This is a genomic window from Variovorax paradoxus (assembly GCA_016806145.1).
Lineage (GTDB): Bacteria > Pseudomonadota > Gammaproteobacteria > Burkholderiales > Burkholderiaceae_C > Variovorax.
The window spans coordinates 6,404,761-6,420,478 of the sequence record CP063166.1; the positions used below are offsets into that span (position 1 = coordinate 6,404,761).

A 15,718-nucleotide genomic window follows, 5' to 3' on the forward strand; every position below is an offset into this window, starting at 1 on the left:
CGCGCTCACAGCTTGAACCCCACCGGCGCCGCGCCCAGGCCCGCGCGCTGCAGCCATTCGAACACCGAATCGACGGTCACGGTCTCGATGCGGTCCGAGAAGCGCTTGTCGTTGGGGTGATCGTCGAAGGCGATGTTGGCCGAGCCGACACGCCCGCCCAGGCGGGTCAGCGGGCCGAGCTTCAAGGTGGTGGGCTCGTAGCCCTTGAACTGCAGCCAGGCCTGCGCCTGCGAGCGGTTGGCGATGGTGGCGGGTTCCATCGCGGCGGCCAGCGTCTCGAGCGCCCACTGGTTCGACTGCTGGTACTTCCGGCCCCAGGCATAGCTGACGACGCTGTAGGGCGCGGCATGCAGCCGCACCAGGCGCGGCGTCGGCTCCTGCAGCGCGGCCAGCAGCTGCGCCTGCACCTGCGGCGTGGGCACGACCCAGGCGGCCTCGTAGCGCCAGAGGTCGTCGAGGAAGAACTCGCCGAGCCCCTGCCGATAGACCGCCGCCACGGCCGTGCCGCACTGGTTGAGCTTGTGCACCACGCGCCACGGGCCGGCCTCGGTCTTGTAGGCGAGGCCGAAGTGCGAGTAGCGCAGGCCGTATTTGCTGAGGTCCTGGCCGGCACGCGCCAGCACGACGACGCGCGCGCCGCTGGCGTCGAGCTGCTGCGAGGTGCGCTCGGCCAGCTCCATGCCCTTGGCGATCAGCGCGGCGCCGGGCTTGACCTGCTCGCACGAGCGGCCGGCCTGCGCCTGCGTCGTCGCGGCGGCCACGACGAACGCGGCCAGCGCCAGGAAGGCGACGCGCTTCACGACAGCCTCTCGTTGGCCAGCAGCGCACGGCCGATGGCGTTGGGCACGAAGGCCAGCACCTCGCCCGCGGCCGAGAGCACGACGCCGGTGCCGATCACGCTGACGACGATGGCGGTGCCGACCGCGGTCGAGGCGCCCTGCGCCACGCGGCCCGCCACCTTGACGCTGGCGCGCGCGCCGTCGGCGGTGCGTTCGAGCACGTAGACCGTGCCGTCGGCCGAGGCCTCGACGGCGACCACGGTGAGGACCGAGCCTCCGACCGAGAGCGCGGCCGGCACTTCGCTGGCCCTGGCGGCCGAGGCGCCGGCGGCACCGACCGCGGAGGCGCCGACCAGCACCGAGGCCACGGGCAGCATCGACAGCGCGACGGAGGCGTCGCTCTGGGCGCGGGCCACGGGGGCCGCGAACGCGGCGAAGGCGGTGCAGGCGGCCACGAGGACGGTGGCCAGGGACTTGCGGGCGAAAGCGGTGTTCATGAGCGGGCTCCTTGCGTGCGGTTGCGGGCGGTTGCGGGCGGTCATTCGGCGGCCGGGGTCTGGGCGGCTTCGGCGCGGGCGGCGCGGCGGCCTTGCAGGCGGGCTTCGGCGAGGTCGGCCTCGTGGCGGTCGCGCAGGGTCTTGGCCAGCGTGAAGGCCGAGCTGATCAGGAACAGCCAGCTCACGCCGAGGAAGGCCTTGTAGGTGTCGTTGACCTCCATGCGCAGCAGGCCCCAGCCGGTCAGCAGCATGGCGACGAAGAAGCTGCCCCAGACGACCAGCTTCCACATCGGCAGGTCGCGGCCGGCGGCATGCTGGTTGTCGCGCACGAACTTCGACAGCACGAAGGCGGTGCTCAGGCAGAACACATAGCCCATCACCATGAAGGCCCGGTCCAGTGCCTCGCCCGGCAGCCAGCTCAGGCCGGTCGCGCAGAGGAAGACGGCGATCGCGAAGGACGCCCAGACCTGGAACTGCCAGGCCCGCGTGTCGCGCTGGACCGGGGCGTTGGTGATGGTGTTGGCTATGTGAGTTTGCATGAGTGCCTCGCGGCGTAGTGAAGGTGGGCGGATGATGGTCCGCCCCCGCGCCGCGGGACTCGAATGATTCGACCGGTTCAGCGTTTCGGCTCCGGCGGTATCTCCAACGGATACTTTTCGGGGTATCTCGCCCCTCAAGAGAAAGGCCGCCCGAAGGCGGCCTGTCCGTGCGTGCAGTCCCCGACTCAGGGACTCAGCAGCCCGCCCACGCGCTGCTGCAGCAGCTCGGGCCGCACCTCGGCCGGCGCCACCGGGGCGCCGACGTTGAGGCCCACGCGGCTGAAGAAGCCGCGGCGGAAGGGCTTGACCATCGCCACCGGTTCGCCGCCGCGCAGCTCGATGCGGCTGAAGAACGAGCCCCAGAGGTTGGTCAGCGCCATCGGGATCACGGGCGGCTCGATGCCCTCGGCGCGCGCGCTGTCCACGATCTTCATCACGCCGCCCCTGAAGGGCTGCAGCGCGCCGTCGCGCGTGATCGCGCCCTCGGGGAAGATGGCCAGCAGGTCGCCCTCGCGCAGCACGCCGAGCGCCTTGGCGAAGGCCGCCTCGTAGGCCGCCGGGTCCTCCTTCTGCGACGCGATCGGGATCGCCTTGGCGAGCTTGAACAGCCAGCCGAGCACCGGCACCTTGAAGATGCGGTGGTCCATGATGAAGCGGATCGGCCGCGGGCTCGCGGCCATCAGCAGCACCGCGTCGATGAAGCTCACGTGGTTGCACACCAGCACGGCCGGCCCCTCGACGGGGATGTGCTCGTCGCCCTGGATGTCGAAGCGGTAGACGAAGCGCGACAGCACCCAGGCCACGAAGCGCAGCAGGTACTCGGGCACCAGCATGAAGATGTAGAAGGCCACCACCGCGTTGGCGATGCCGGTGAACAGGAAGATCTGCGGGATGGTGAAGCCCGCGCCCAGCAGCGCGCCCGCGATGACCGAGCTGCCGATCATGAACAGGGCGTTGAGGATGTTGTTGGCCGCGATGATGCGCGCGCGGTGCGTGGGCTGGCTGCGCAGCTGGATCAGCGCGTACATCGGCACGCTGTAGAGGCCCGCGAACAGCGACAGCAGCGCCAGGTCGGCCATCACGCGCCAGTGCGCGGCCTGGCGCAGGAAGGCGCCGAGCCCCATCTCCGGCACCGCGGGCAGGCCGCGCGCGGCGAAGTACAGGTCGATCGCGAACACGCTCATGCCGATGGCGCCCAGCGGCACCAGACCGATCTCGACCTGGCGCCGGCTCAGCGTCTCGCACAGCAGCGAGCCGACGCCGATGCCGATCGAGAACACCACCAGCAGCAGCGAGGCGACCTGCTCGTTGCCGTGCAGCACCTCCTTGGCGAAGCTCGGGAACTGGCTCAGGAACACGGCGCCGAAGAACCACATCCACGAGATGCCCAGCAGCGAGCGGAACACCACGATGTTCTCGTGCGCGAGCTTGAGGTTGCGCCAGGTCTCGCTGACCGGGTTCCAGTTGACGACCAGGCTCGGGTCGGTGGCCGGCGCGGGCGGGATCGCCTGGGCCACTGCGCGCCCGGCCAGCGCCAGGGCCACGCAGGCGACGGCCACGCTCAGGTGGCCGATCTGCGGCACCGCCACCAGCAGGCCGCCGGCCACCTGGCCCAGCAGGATCGCGATGAAGGTGCCCATCTCGACCATGCCGTTGCCGCCCGTGAGCTCGCGCGCGTCGAGCACCTGCGGCAGGTAGGCGAACTTGACCGGGCCGAACAGGGTGGAGTGCAGGCCCATGAGGAACACGCAGCCCAGCAGGATCACCGCGTCGGCGCGCACGAAGCCCCAGGCCGCGATCAGCATGATCGCGATCTCGAGGTTCTTGACGAAGCGGATCATCTTCGTCTTGTCGAACTTGTCGGTGAGCTGGCCCGCGGTGGCCGAGAACAGCAGGAACGGCAGGATGAACAGCGCCCCGATCGCCAGCCCCGCCATGGAGGGCTGCATCCAGCTGAGCTGCAGCTGGTAGGTCACCATCACGGTGAAGGCGAACTTGAACAGGTTGTCGTTCGCCGCGCCCGCGAACTGGGTCCAGAAGAAGGGCGCGAAACGCCGCTGGCCGAGCAGCGCGAACTGGTTGGCATGGGCATTCGCCTCGGACGGGGCAGCAGCGGGCGTGGTCATTCGGAAGCTTCTCCTCTTGGCGGCTCCGCGCGGCCTGCGCGGGGAAGGCTCGCGGGGCCGGGGGCTGTCGTCAGGCCGTCAGGGCGGCCGCGCCGGGATTGTGCCGCAGGGCCACGGCGCGCCAGCCGCTGTCGAGCCGCTTGAGCGCGGCCAGCACCGGCAGCGCGGCCAGGGCGGCGCACAGGTGCTTGAGCGTGTGGCCCGAGATCACGCCGTGCGTGGCCTCGTAGATCGGCTGGTCGGCGAGTTCGAAGGCCTTGGCCAGCACGTAGGCCGCGATCACCCAGCCCAGGCGCAGGCCGACGGCGCCGGGCATCGGCCGCGACAGCGCCAGCGTGAGCACCAGCGCCATGCCGCCGAACTGCACCAGCGCCCAGGGCAGCACGTTGCCGGTCTCCTGCGCGATCTCGGCCGACAGCAGGCCGGTGGTGAGCACGAACCAGGCGGCCGGCCAGCCGGCGCGCTGGCTCACGCGCTCGCAGACCGCCACCCCGATCAGGCCGGCGAAGGCGACCGCCATGCCGGCGCGGTCGGCCGCCAGCCGCGGCGCGTCGGGCGCCAGGTGGTAGAAGGCCGAGCCGGCGGCGGTGGCGATCAGGCCGGCGAAGAACAGCCACGCGCAGTCGAGCGTGTTGTCGGGCGGATCGCTGGCCGGCGGCGCGAGCGGGAAGCCGGCCAGCGCCTCGTGGTGCGCGCGGTCGATGCGGTTGAGCCAGTACAGGCCCCAGCAGCCCATGAAGACGAAGGGCAGGTTGCTCAGCACGTCCATGGCGTTGGGCAGGCCGTGCCAGGCACGGGTGTCGGCGAACACCAGGGCGATCGCGACCTCGGCGGCCGGCAGCGCCGGGCCGACGATGCCGATCAGCAGCAGCAGGCCCAGGAAGAAGGCCAGGCCACGTTCGCGGCGTGTCAGGGAGTGGAGGAGCATGTCTGTTCTCGAAGTTGGGTGATGGCGGGATGGCCGATCGGTTGGCGGGCGGAATTTAGTTGCCAGCCTCTCCCCAGGCATCGAGAATCGATACGAGGCACTATTTCACACCCATCGGTATCTCCAACCGATACCCAACCGGAACCCCGCCACCTTCATGAGCACCACCGTCGACCTCGTCCAGGCCCTCAAGAACGAACTCAAGAGCGCCCGCATGACCTACGCCGACCTGGCGCGCTCGCTCGACATGGCCGAGTCCAGCGTCAAGCGGATGCTGGCCAAGAGCGACATGCCGCTGTCGCGCGTGGACGCCATCTGCCGCGCGCTGAAGATCGATTTCGCCGAGCTGGCGCGGCGCGTGGCCGACGCCCAGCCGCTGCTCAAGGAGCTGACGCACGAGCAGGAGAAGGCCGTGGTCAAGGACAAGAAGCTGCTGCTGGTTGCGATCAGCGTGCTGAGCCAGTGGACGCTGGAGCAGATCGTGACGGCCTACCGGATCAGCGAGGCCGAGTGCATCGGCTTCCTGGCCCAGCTCGACCGGATCGGGATCATCGAGCTGCGGCCGTTGAACCGCTATCGCCTGAAGCTCGCCAAGACCTTCCGCTGGCGCCCGCACGGGCCGGTGATGGAGTTCTTCCGCGAGAACGTGGTGCTCGACTACTACCGCGGCGGCTTCGACGGCCCGGCCGAGGGCCTGCTGCTGGTGCACGGCTCGATCAGCCGTTCGCTGGCGCCGGCCTTCCTCGAGCGGCTGCAGCGCGTGGCGCAGGACTTCGCGCAGCAGCACCAGACCGACCAGAAACTGTCGCCCAAGGACCGCGAGGGCTACACGCTGCTCCTGGGGATGCGCAACTGGGAGTTCGAGCTGTTCACGCGGCTGCGGCGGGCCTGAGAACGAGCGGAAGGACGCTCCCGCACCGTTCAGGCTGAGCCTGTCGAAGCCCTGCGCGGCGCTTCGACAGGCTCAGCGTGAACGGCTGGGGGTCTCAGGCCTTGGCGGCTTCGAGCGTGTCGCGCGTGGTCCGCGCCGCGGCGCGCGCGGCCTCGGCGAAATCGTCGCCCGACGAGGCATAGATGATCGCGCGCGAGGAGTTCACGACGATCGGCGCGTCGGCGCGCCAGCCGGCGCGCACCGTGGCGACCGCGTCGCCGCCCTGGGCGCCGACGCCCGGGATCAGCAGCGGCACCGTCGGCGCCAGCGCGCGCACGCGCTCGATCTCGGCCGGGTAGGTGGCGCCGACCACGAGGCCGAGCTGGCCGTTGAGGTTCCACGGGCCCTGCGCCAGCCGCGCCACGTGCTCGTAGAGGAAGGGCTGGCCTTCGACGCTCGCGAGCCGCTGGCCCTGCAGGTCGGAACCGCCGGGGTTGCTGGTGCGGCACAGCAGGAACGCGCCCTTGCCGTGGTGGCGCAGGTAGGGCTCGACCGAGTCGAAGCCCATGAAGGGCGAGAGCGTGACCGCGTCGGCGCCATAGCGTTCGAAGGCCTCGATGGCGTACTGCTCGGCGGTGGAGCCGATGTCGCCGCGCTTGGCGTCGAGGATGGTCGGCACCTGGGGCGCGTTGCGGCGCATGTGCTCCATGAGCTGCTCGAGCTGGTCCTCGGCGCGATGGGCCGCGAAGTAGGCGATCTGCGGCTTGAAGGCGATGGCGAGGTCGGCCGTGGCGTCGACGATGCGGGCGCAGAAGTCGTAGATGCGGCGCGCGTCGCCCTTGAACTGCCCCGGGAACTTCGCCGGCTCCGGATCGAGCCCCACGCAGAGCAACGAACCGTTTGTTTGCTGCGCGGCGGCAAGCTTGTCGAGGAAAGTCATGGGGGCGATTTTAAAGGGGGCCCCCGGCCCGGCTCAGCCCGCCTCGGGCTGCTGCGCGGCCGCCAGGCACAGGTCGGCCCAGGCGCGGCCCTTGTCGACCGGGTTGCGCAGCAGGTAGGCCGGGTGGTAGGTGGCGACCACCGGCACGCCCGCCAGCTGCGCCGCCTGGCCGACCCGGCCGCGCAGCTTGCCGAGCGGCTCGCCGCTTTGCATCAAGCCCTGCGCGGCCAGCGGACCCATGGCCAGCACCAGCCGGGGCGCGAGCGCCGCGGCGTGTTCGGCGAAGGCCTCGTCGAGCGCGCGCGGGCCGCCGGGCTGGCCCGAGGCCACGCCGCGGTGCAGGCGCATCAGGTGCACCGGCGTGCCGCCCTCGTGCAGCTTGAGCGCGCGCAGCATGTTGTCGAGCAGCCGGCCGGCATCGCCCGCGAAGGGCTCGCCGTGGCGGCCGTCGGCCTCGGGCGGCATGTCGGCCAGCACCAGCCAGCCGCCCTGCGGCGCGACGCCCTCGGCGGCGTCGGCATAGAGACGGCGCGGCGCCTCGACCAGCACGGCCGCGCCGTGGCCGGCCGGGACCGGCGCCGGGCGCGGCGGCGGCGCGGCCACGGGCGCGCGCGCGGCGGCCGGGCGCGCGGCGCGACCGGTTCGGGTTCGGGCGCGGGGTCGTCACGGGTGTCGTGGCGGGCGTCCGGCGGCGGCATGTCGACCGGCTCGGCCTCGTCCTCCACCACCGGCGCGGGCGCCACCGCCACGGGGACCTCGACCACCTCGGGCACCGGCCACCAGACCTTCACGCCCATCTCGTCGAGCATCGCGCGCTGGCGCGCATCGAGCCGCAGGGTCTGCACGGCGGCGTTCATCGCAACGCTCCCCAGGCACTGCCTGTTTCGTTGAGGCGCATGCTCATGACGATCGCGTCCTCGCGGCCGCCCTCGGCGCCCGGGTAGTAGCCCTTGCGCACGCCGACCGTGCGATAGCCCTGGCGCAGGTAGATGTCGAGCGCGCGCCGGTTGCTCTGGCGCACCTCGAGCCACAGCCACTGGGCGCCCTGGGCGCGCGACCAGCCGGTCAGCGCCTCGAGCATCAGCGGCGCCCAGCCCTGGCGCTGGAACGCTGGCGCCACGGTGATGTTGAGCAGGTGCACCTCGTCGACGCCCTTCATGGCCACGAAGTAGCCGATCAGCATCTCGCCGAGGCTGGTGACCGGAGAGAAGCGCGCCGCCTCGATGCCGGTGCCGGCGACCGGCGCCAGCAGGCACTGGCAGTGGTAGCCGACGGCGATCGAGTCGGTGAAGTTGGCGCGCGTCCAGGGATGGCTGTAGGCCGTCTGCTCGACGGCGCAGACGGCGTCGAGCCGCTCGATGGTGAGCGGCTCGAGGCGGGCTTCCACGGGTTGCGGGAGGGCGCTCATGCGGTCGCGGGCGGTGTGTTGTGGTGGGCGGCGGCCGCCTTGATGGCGGCACGTTCCTCGGTGGTTTGCGCCACTTTATCGCGAACGTAGAGCGGCCAGGCCTGCGCCGCGGGCACGGTGCGGCCTGCCGCCAACAGCGCGGGGGCCAGGCGCAGCAGGGCGGCGGCCGTGGGCAGCACGGCGTGGCGCGCGGCCGCGGCCGGCAGGCGCTCGCCGTAGGCGGCGAAGGCATTGCCGGCCAGCGCCCAGCCGGCGGGCACCGCGAGCGATTCGGGCGCCATCAGCAGCGGACCCTCGGCGCCGGCGGCGGGCTCGCCGAGCGGGCCATGGGCCTCGAAGTCGTAGCGCGCGGCGTAGATCTCCTCCATGCGCGCATCGAGCAGCGCCACCGTGCGCTGCGCGCCGAAGGCATGGCGCGCCTCCTCGGCCACGGCCAGCAGGGTGTCGACCGGCAGCAGCGGCACGCCCGAGCCGAGCGCCAGGCCCTGCGCCACCGCGCAGGCGGTGCGCAGCCCGGTGAACGAGCCCGGGCCGCGGCCGAAGGCGATGGCATCGAGCTGCGCGAGCGCGAGGCCGGCCTCGGCCAGCAGCTGCTGGATCAGCGGGATCAGCGTGGCCGAGGACTGGGCGCCGCCCGCGCCCTCGTGGGTCCACACGCGCTCGCCGCGGCGCACCGCGATCGACAGCTGCTCGGTGCTGGTGTCGAAGGCCAACACATCAGGCATCGCGACGCCCTCCCGCCACCGCGGCCACGGCCGGCACCAGGCCGGCGGCGCGCGCGGGCGCCGGCTTCTGCACGCCGAACAGGATGCCGGCGGTCACCAGCAGCAGGCCGGCGATCAGGTTCCAGTAGAGCGGCTCGTCGAGCCACAGCACCGCGCCCAGCGCCGACAGGCCGGGCACCAGCGCCGTGATCATGGTGGTGCGCACCGGACCGAAGTGCTGGACCATCTTCGTGAAGGTGATGCCCGACACCACGACCGAGCCGATGCCCTGGAACAGCATCTGGAACGCCAGCTCGCCCCAGGGCGCGCTGCCGATGCGGCTCGCGACCCAGCCGCCGGCCACCAGCAGGCTGTAGACCGGCACGTAGCTCAGCAGCGCGAACACGGTGATGGCGATGGTGGTGCGCACGGCGTCGAGGCCGTGGCGGCGCACCACGATGCTGTAGCAGGCCCAGCAGAAGGCCGCGCCCATGAACAGGAGGTCGCCCTTCCAGACCTCGCCGCCCTCGAAGGCATGCAGCAGGCTGCGCCCGCCCACCAGCAGGTCGCCCGCGACGATCAGCGCCAGCCCGAGCGCGCGCAGCGGCGTGATGCGGTCGCGCAGCACCAGCGCGGCCAGCAGGGTGGTCCACAGCGGCAGGCTGCCGGGCAGCAGCACCGCGGCATGGCTGGCCGGCGCGAAGAAGAAGCCGCAGTAGGCGCACACGGCATAGGCGACGCCGCCGGACACGCCGGCCATGGCCGTGACGCGCAGCGACAGCGGCGACAGGCCGAAGAAGGAGGCCGCCGTCGGCGCACCACCGGCGCGGGCGCGCATCACGAGCCACGCGCCCCACGGCACCAGCACCAGGCTGGCGCCGCAGATGCGCGCGAAGGCGATGTCGAACGGGGACAGCGAGCGGCCGGCCGAGGCGCGCGCGATGACGATGAAGGCGGTCCACACCAGCACGGTGATCGCGGCCGCACCGATGCCGACGGTGCGGGGGGAGAGACGGGCAGGGGGAGACATCGGGGGCGCGGCGGGCATCCCCGGGATTATCGAGGGGCCCCGCGGTCCCCGCCCGGCAGGGGCGAATCGTGGACCACGGTTCGGTCAGCCGGCCTCGGCGTCGCTGCGCACGATCGCCAGCCCGGCCCGGCGCAGCGGCGCCAGCGCCTTCTCGGGCGCCTCGGGCGACACCAGCAGCCGCGCGGCCGCGCGCACCGGGTTCACGCCCCAGGCCGAGGCCGCGCCCAGCTTCTCGGACGAGGCCAGCACCACGGTCTCGGCGGCCGCGGCCATCAACGCGCGCTTGATCTCGGCCTCCTCGCTGTCGCCGGTGGTCAGGCCGGCCTCGGCATGCACGCCGGTGACGCCCATGAAGTAGAGGTCGGCATGCACGCGCGAGATGGCGTCCATGGCGGCCGCGCCCACCGCCACCATCGAATGGCGGAACAGCCGCCCGCCGATCAAGAGCAGCTCGAGCCGCTCGTGGCCGGCCAGTTCGGCCGCCACCAGCGGGCTGTGGGTGACGACCGTGGCGCGCAGGTCCAGCGGCAGGTGGCGCGCGAGCTGCACGGCGGTGGTGCCGCCGTCGACGAACACCACCTGGCCCGGGCGCACCATGCGCGCGGCGGCGCGGCCGATCGCCACCTTCTCCCCGGGCGCGATGCGCTGGCGGCCCGCGAGGTCGGCCTCGGCCGGCGCCAGCGGCAGCGCGCCGCCGTGCACCCGCTGCAGCCGCCCCTCGGCCGCGAGCTCGCGCAGGTCGCGCCGGATCGTGTCTTCCGACAGGCCCAGCGCTTCGCTGAGCGGCTTGGCGACCACCTGGCCGTCGCGCGCCAGGACCGAGAGGATGTGTTGCTTGCGCTGGCGGGTGAGCATGGGCCGATGGTAGCGTCGGCTGCATAAGATTGCACGATTTTTCTTGTTATTGCACGAATTCGCGCCTATGCTCGCCGCCATGACCCTGCAAGACCGCGTCCGGGTGCACGAAGTCACCCTCCTGTCCGACAACTGGTACACGCTGAAGACCACGGCCTTCGACTGGCGCCGCAACGACGGCAGCTGGCAGCGCATGCACCGCGAGACCTACGACCGCGGCAACGGCGCCACCCTGCTGGCCTACAACCGCGCGCGGCGCACGGTGCTGCTGACGCGGCAGTTCCGCTACCCGGCCTTCGTCAACGGCTGGGACGACCTGCTGATCGAGGCCGCCGCCGGCCTGCTCGACAGCGCGGCGCCCGAGGAACGCATCCGCGCCGAGGTCGAGGAGGAGCTCGGCTACCGGCTGGGCGCGGTGCACAAGGTCTTCGAATGCTTCATGAGCCCGGGCTCGGTGACCGAGAAGCTGCACTTCTTCGTCGCCGAGTACGAGCCCTCGATGCGCGTGGGCGCGGGCGGCGGGCTGGCCGAGGAGGGCGAGGACATCGAGGTGCTCGAATTCGGCATCGACGAGGCGCTGGCGATGGTGGCCGACGGCCGCATCGCGGACGCGAAGACGATCCTGCTGCTGTACCACGCGCGGCTGCATCTTTTCGCGCCGGGATAATGGGCCGCATGCCCGCTGTCACCGTCGCACGCCTCCCCCTCCCCCGTCCCTCCCGTCCTTCCCGCGCGCTCTGCGCCATCGCGCTGTGCCTGGCGGCCGGCGCCCACGCCCAGCAGCCGCTGCCGGCCGAGGTCGATGCCGCGCTCACCCGCGCCAAGCTGCCGCGCGACGCCGTGACCATGCTGGTCGCCGATGCCGACGGCGTGCGGCCGCCGCGGCTGGCCTGGCGCACGCAGGTGCCGGTGAATCCCGCCTCGATCATGAAGCTGGTGACCACCTACGCCGCGCTCGACCTGCTGGGCGCTGCCTACACCTGGAACACGCCGGTCTACGTCGAGGGCAACATCGCCAACGGCGTGCTCAACGGCAACCTCTACATCAAGGGCCAGGGCGATCCCAAGCTGGTGATCGAGCGCATGTGGCTGCTGCTGCGCCACGTGCAGGGCCTGGGCATCACGAGCGTGAGCGGCGACATCGTGATCGACCGCAGCGCCTTCGAGAACACGGTCGAGAACGACCCGGCCGCCTTCGACGGCGAGCCGCTGCGCCCCTACAACGCCTCGCCCGACGCGCTGCTGCTGAACTTCAAGTCGGTCAACATGACCTTCGTTCCCGACCGCGGCGGCCAGTTCGCGCGCGTGAGCTACGAGCCGCCGCTCGCGGCCGTGGCGATGCCGCCGACGGTGCCGCTGTCGCCCGGCGAATGCGGCGACTGGCGCACGGCGCTGCGCGCCGACTACGGCGATCCGAACCGCATCCGCTTCAACGGCGGCTTTCCCGCCGCCTGCGGCGAGAAGAGCTGGGCCGTGGCCTATGCCGATCCGCGCAGCTACGCGCTGCGCGCCATCGGCGGCCTGTGGGCCGAGATGGGCGGGCGCGTGGGCGGCCAGATGCGCGAGGGCCGCGTGCCCGCGGGGCTCAAGCCGGCGTTCGAGTTCGCCTCGCCGCCGCTGCCCGAGGTGATCCGCGACATCAACAAGTACAGCAACAACGTGATGGCGCAGCAGGTGTTCCTGACCCTCGGCCTCACGCAGAAGAACCGCGGCACCTTCGAGGCCTCGCGCGGCGCGCTGGTCCAGTGGTGGCGCGACCGCATCGGCACCGGCGAGGCGCCGCCGGTGTTCGAGAACGGCTCGGGCCTGTCGCGCGACGAGCGCATCAGCGCGGCCGCGCTCGGCAAGATGCTGCAGGTGGCCTGGCGCTCGCCCGTGATGCCCGAGCTCGTGGGCTCGCTGCCCGCGCTCGGCGTGGACGGCACCCTGCGCAAGCGCACGCTGCGCTCGGGCGGCGCCGCGCACCTGAAGACCGGCACGCTGCGCGACGCCTCGGGCATCGCCGGCTACGTGCATGGCGCGAGCGGCCGGCGCTACGTGCTGGTGGCGATCGCCAACGCCGAGAACGCGGGCGCGGCGCGCGCGGCCTTCGACGCGCTGGTCGACTGGACCGCGCAGGACAACTGAAGGTTGAAGGCCGAGGCGCGCGGCCTGTACTGAAAACGTTGTGTAGGCCGCCACCGCTTGCGCGCCGCGGCGGCGCTGACAGAATCGAACGCCCGTTCGCCCGCCGCGCCGGGCCACGGTGCGCATCGCGCACCCCCATCGATCCAGGAGACAAAGACGTGCAAAGACCCGTGCCGCCCGCAAGGCCATCCGCTTCTTCCCGCCACCTGTTCGCCGTCGCCCTCGCGGGCGCGGCGCTGCTGCTCTCGGCCTGCGGAGGCGGAGGCGGTGGTGGCGGCATCGGCATCTTCCCGCCGACCACGCCGCCGCCCGAGGACACCGGCCGCGGCTCGGTGGTCACCAACCCGCCCGAGCGCGTGCTGAGCCTTTCGGCCGGCGACTTCCGCGCGCTGCTGCAGCTCGACGACAAGGGCAAGGCGCTGCTGCAGGTGTCGGGCCAGCCCAAGTGCGGCATCGACACGCGCTACCTCGAATACCGCACCGTCGGCGGCAAGGGCGAGGCCACCAACGCCACCGCCGCCATCATGGTGCCGCGCGGCGGCGACGCGGCCTGCAGCGGCCCGCGCCCGATCGTGCTGTACGCCCACGGCACCAATGCCGCGCGCGACTACAACATCGCCAAGTGGGCCGACGTGAACCAGGCCGCCGCCGGCGAAGGCGTGGTGATCGCGGCCATGCTGGCGGCGCAGGGCTTCATCGTGGTGGCGCCCAACTACGCGGGCTACGACAAGTCGACGCTGCCCTACCACCCCTACCTCAACGGCGACCAGCAGGGCAAGGACATGGTCGACGCGCTGACCGCCGCGCGCAAGACCTTCGCCAACATCGACGCCTCGGACGCGGGCTCGCTGTTCGTCACCGGCTATTCGCAGGGCGGCTACGTGGCGCTGGCCGCGCACCGCGAGCTGCAGGCCACGGGCAAGACGGTGACGGCCTCGGCGCCGCTGTCGGCGCCCTCGGCCATCAGCCTGCTGGTGGACTACAACTTCAAGGGCTGGCCGGCGCTCGGCAGCACGCTGTTCGTGCCGCTGCTGTCGACCAGCTGGCAGCAGCAGTTCGGCGACGTCTACGGCAGCACCAGCGACATCTACGAGGCGCAGTACGCGACCGGTATCGACACCCTGCTGCCGAGCCTCACGCCCACCAGCACGCTGATCGCGCAGGGCAAGCTGCCGCAGCTCGCGCTGTACCCGGCTGGTGCCACGCCCGGCCCGGTCGATCCCTCGCTGTCGATCTTCTACGGCGCCGGCAACCTGGTGCGCCAGAGCTACCTGACGCGCGCCTCCAGCGACATCGACGCCAACGGCTGCCCCGGCAACGCACTGAAGGCAACGCCGGCCTCGCTGAGCTCGGCCACGCCGCTCGACTGCGCGCCCACGCTGGGCTTCCGCAAGGCGGCGCGCGCCAACGACCTGCGCAACTGGGTGCCGGCCAAGCCGGTGCTGATGTGCGGCGGCGCGCAGGACCCGACCGTCAACTTCCTGAGCACGCGCGCCACCGCCGGCTACTTCCGCGCCAAGGGCATGCCGGCGCAGCAGCTGACCGTGGTCGACCTCGAGGACAGCGCGGCCACCGATGCCTACTCGGCCGCGCGCGCCGGCTTCGCGCAGGCCAAGGACGTGCTCAAGCAGGGCACCGAGGGCAGCGATGCCGACAAGGACCGCGCCGTGACGCTGGCCTACCACGGCACGCTGGCGCCGCCGTTCTGCCTGGCGGCGGCGCGCGGCTTCTTCCAGGGCGTGCTGGCGGCGGGGGGCTGAAGCTCGGAGGCTGCCGAAATCGGGCAGCCGAACGCAGAAGTCGCGAAGCTTTCGCAGAGGTCGCAGAAGGAACAGCCAAGATGGGATGTTCCTTCCGCGACCTCTGCGCGCTTTGGTCTTCCTTCTGCGTTCGGCTGCCCGATCCCGATGTCAGGCCGCGGCGGCCCGCTGCAGGCGGTCGCGCACGCCCTCCCACTCGGGCGTGTCGGGCGGCGTCTCGACCCAGATCAGCTTGACGCCCTGGGCGTCGAACTCGCGCAGCACCGCGAACAGCTGCTGCGCGCTGGCGGCGGCGTCGTCGGGCATGCGCCGCTGCACCACGCGCTGCGAACGGCTGCGCACCGTGCTGCGGGTCCAGATCGCGATATGGGCGGCATTGGCGCCGAGCACGTCGAGGCCGGTCTGGATCGCCTTGGCGTCCATCAGCCGCACCTTGGCGTCGGGCGCGTAGTGCGCCTCGAGCGTGCCCGAGGCGCGCGGATCGGGCATGGCCATGAGTTCGCGGTCGCGCAGGCGTTCGCCGCAGGCGGCCTCGATCTGCGCGCGCGTGATCAGCCCCGGCCGCAGCAGCACCGGCGCGCCGCGGCTGCAGTCGACGATGGTCGACTCGATGCCGACCTCGCAGGCGCCGCCGTCGATCACCGGCACGGTGTCGCCGAATTCGCCGAACACGTGCTGCGCGGTGGTCGGGCTCACGCGGCCGAAGCGGTTGGCGCTCGGGCCCGCGAGGCCGGGCACGCCCTGCTCGGCGCAGGCCTCGAGCAGCGTCTGCGCCACCGGGTGCGAGGGGCAGCGCAGGCCGATGGTGTCCTGCCCGCCGGCGGCGGCGGCGGCCACGCCGGGCTGGCGCGTGACGATCAGGGTCAGCGGTCCGGGCCAGAAGGCCTGCACCAGCTTCTGCGCGAACGGCGGCAGCGGCTGGGCGAAGCGCGACAGCGCCTCGGTGCCCTTGGTGCCCGCGGCCACGTGCACGATCAGCGGATGGTCGGCCGGCCGGCCCTTGGCCTGGAAGATGCCGGCCACGGCCGCGTCGTTGCTGGCGTCGGCGCCGAGGCCGTAGACGGTTTCGGTGGGAAAGGCCACCAGCCCGCCGGCGCGCAGGATGCGCGCCGCCTCGGCGATGGCTGCGGGCGATTGGCCGTCGAGGATCATGC

At 72.2% G+C, this 15,718-nt stretch carries 15 protein-coding genes and 1 pseudogene; 4 read left to right on the plus strand and 12 right to left on the minus strand.

Annotation, left to right across the window (positions count from 1 at the left end):
• Positions 1–5: 5 nt before the first annotated feature.
• The 5 genes from INQ48_29990 to INQ48_30010 all read right to left on the minus strand — a co-directional run bounded on the left by INQ48_29990 (position 6) and on the right by INQ48_30010 (position 4,869).
• Positions 6–800 carry a DUF2145 domain-containing protein gene (locus INQ48_29990; protein QRF57468.1) on the minus strand — a complete coding sequence of 265 codons (795 nt, stop codon included), beginning with the start codon at positions 798–800 and terminating at the stop codon, positions 6–8.
• Positions 797–1,276, minus strand: a complete 480-nt coding sequence (locus tag INQ48_29995) for a hypothetical protein (GenBank protein ID QRF57469.1) — start codon at positions 1,274–1,276, stop codon at positions 797–799. Before INQ48_29995 ends, INQ48_29990 begins: the two co-directional genes overlap by 4 nt.
• Positions 1,277–1,317: 41 nt before the next feature.
• Positions 1,318–1,815 carry a hypothetical protein gene (locus INQ48_30000; GenBank protein QRF57470.1) on the minus strand — a complete coding sequence of 166 codons (498 nt, stop codon included), beginning with the start codon at positions 1,813–1,815 and terminating at the stop codon, positions 1,318–1,320.
• Positions 1,816–2,000: 185 nt separating this feature from the next.
• Positions 2,001–3,941, minus strand: a complete 1,941-nt coding sequence (locus INQ48_30005) for an MFS transporter (protein ID QRF57471.1) — start codon at positions 3,939–3,941, stop codon at positions 2,001–2,003.
• Positions 3,942–4,011: 70 nt separating this feature from the next.
• Positions 4,012–4,869, minus strand: coding sequence for a hypothetical protein (locus INQ48_30010; GenBank protein QRF57472.1), 858 nt, complete (start codon positions 4,867–4,869; stop codon positions 4,012–4,014).
• Between the two features lie 157 nt (positions 4,870–5,026).
• Between INQ48_30010 and INQ48_30015 the strand changes: the two genes are divergently transcribed.
• Positions 5,027–5,761 (plus strand): helix-turn-helix transcriptional regulator, encoded by a 735-nt coding sequence (locus tag INQ48_30015; protein QRF57473.1) that lies wholly within the window; start codon positions 5,027–5,029, stop codon positions 5,759–5,761.
• A gap of 94 nt (positions 5,762–5,855) precedes the next feature.
• Here the strand turns inward: INQ48_30015 and pyrF are convergent, their stop codons facing one another.
• From pyrF to INQ48_30045, 6 genes and pseudogenes are all read right to left on the minus strand, one after another.
• Entirely contained in the window at positions 5,856–6,680 is an 825-nt protein-coding gene (pyrF, locus tag INQ48_30020) for an orotidine-5'-phosphate decarboxylase (GenBank protein QRF57474.1), read from the minus strand.
• 33 nt (positions 6,681–6,713) lie between these two features.
• Positions 6,714–7,537 (minus strand): annotated as a pseudogene (locus tag INQ48_30025) (uracil-DNA glycosylase).
• Positions 7,534–8,088 (minus strand): ribosomal protein S18-alanine N-acetyltransferase, encoded by a 555-nt coding sequence (rimI, locus tag INQ48_30030; protein ID QRF57475.1) that lies wholly within the window; start codon positions 8,086–8,088, stop codon positions 7,534–7,536. Before rimI ends, INQ48_30025 begins: the two are co-directional and overlap by 4 nt.
• Positions 8,085–8,813 carry a tRNA (adenosine(37)-N6)-threonylcarbamoyltransferase complex dimerization subunit type 1 TsaB gene (gene tsaB / locus INQ48_30035; protein QRF57476.1) on the minus strand — a complete coding sequence of 243 codons (729 nt, stop codon included), beginning with the start codon at positions 8,811–8,813 and terminating at the stop codon, positions 8,085–8,087. Before tsaB ends, rimI begins: the two co-directional genes overlap by 4 nt.
• The gene (locus INQ48_30040; protein QRF57477.1) at positions 8,806–9,822 is read right to left on the minus strand and encodes a DMT family transporter; all 1,017 of its coding nucleotides are present in this window, start codon (positions 9,820–9,822) and stop codon (positions 8,806–8,808) included. Before INQ48_30040 ends, tsaB begins: the two co-directional genes overlap by 8 nt.
• 84 nt (positions 9,823–9,906) lie before the next feature.
• The gene (locus INQ48_30045; GenBank protein ID QRF57478.1) at positions 9,907–10,677 is read right to left on the minus strand and encodes a DeoR/GlpR transcriptional regulator; all 771 of its coding nucleotides are present in this window, start codon (positions 10,675–10,677) and stop codon (positions 9,907–9,909) included.
• A gap of 79 nt (positions 10,678–10,756) precedes the next feature.
• Here INQ48_30045 and INQ48_30050 point away from each other — a divergent pair, with 79 nt between their 5' ends.
• The 3 genes from INQ48_30050 to INQ48_30060 all read left to right on the plus strand — a co-directional run bounded on the left by INQ48_30050 (position 10,757) and on the right by INQ48_30060 (position 14,564).
• The gene (locus tag INQ48_30050) at positions 10,757–11,344 is read left to right on the plus strand and encodes an NUDIX domain-containing protein (GenBank protein QRF57479.1); all 588 of its coding nucleotides are present in this window, start codon (positions 10,757–10,759) and stop codon (positions 11,342–11,344) included.
• Positions 11,345–11,352: 8 nt separating this feature from the next.
• A complete protein-coding gene (gene dacB, locus INQ48_30055) occupies positions 11,353–12,804 on the plus strand; it encodes a D-alanyl-D-alanine carboxypeptidase/D-alanyl-D-alanine-endopeptidase (protein QRF57480.1) in 1,452 nt (483 codons plus the stop codon).
• Between the two features lie 170 nt (positions 12,805–12,974).
• Positions 12,975–14,564: a prolyl oligopeptidase family serine peptidase gene (locus INQ48_30060; GenBank protein QRF60956.1), complete on the plus strand. Its 1,590-nt coding sequence runs from the start codon at positions 12,975–12,977 to the stop codon at positions 14,562–14,564.
• A 150-nt stretch (positions 14,565–14,714) separates the two neighbouring features.
• Here INQ48_30060 and INQ48_30065 read toward each other — a convergent pair whose 3' ends face one another.
• Positions 14,715–15,716: a threonylcarbamoyl-AMP synthase gene (locus tag INQ48_30065; GenBank protein ID QRF57481.1), complete on the minus strand. Its 1,002-nt coding sequence runs from the start codon at positions 15,714–15,716 to the stop codon at positions 14,715–14,717.
• Positions 15,717–15,718: the final 2 nt, after the last annotated feature.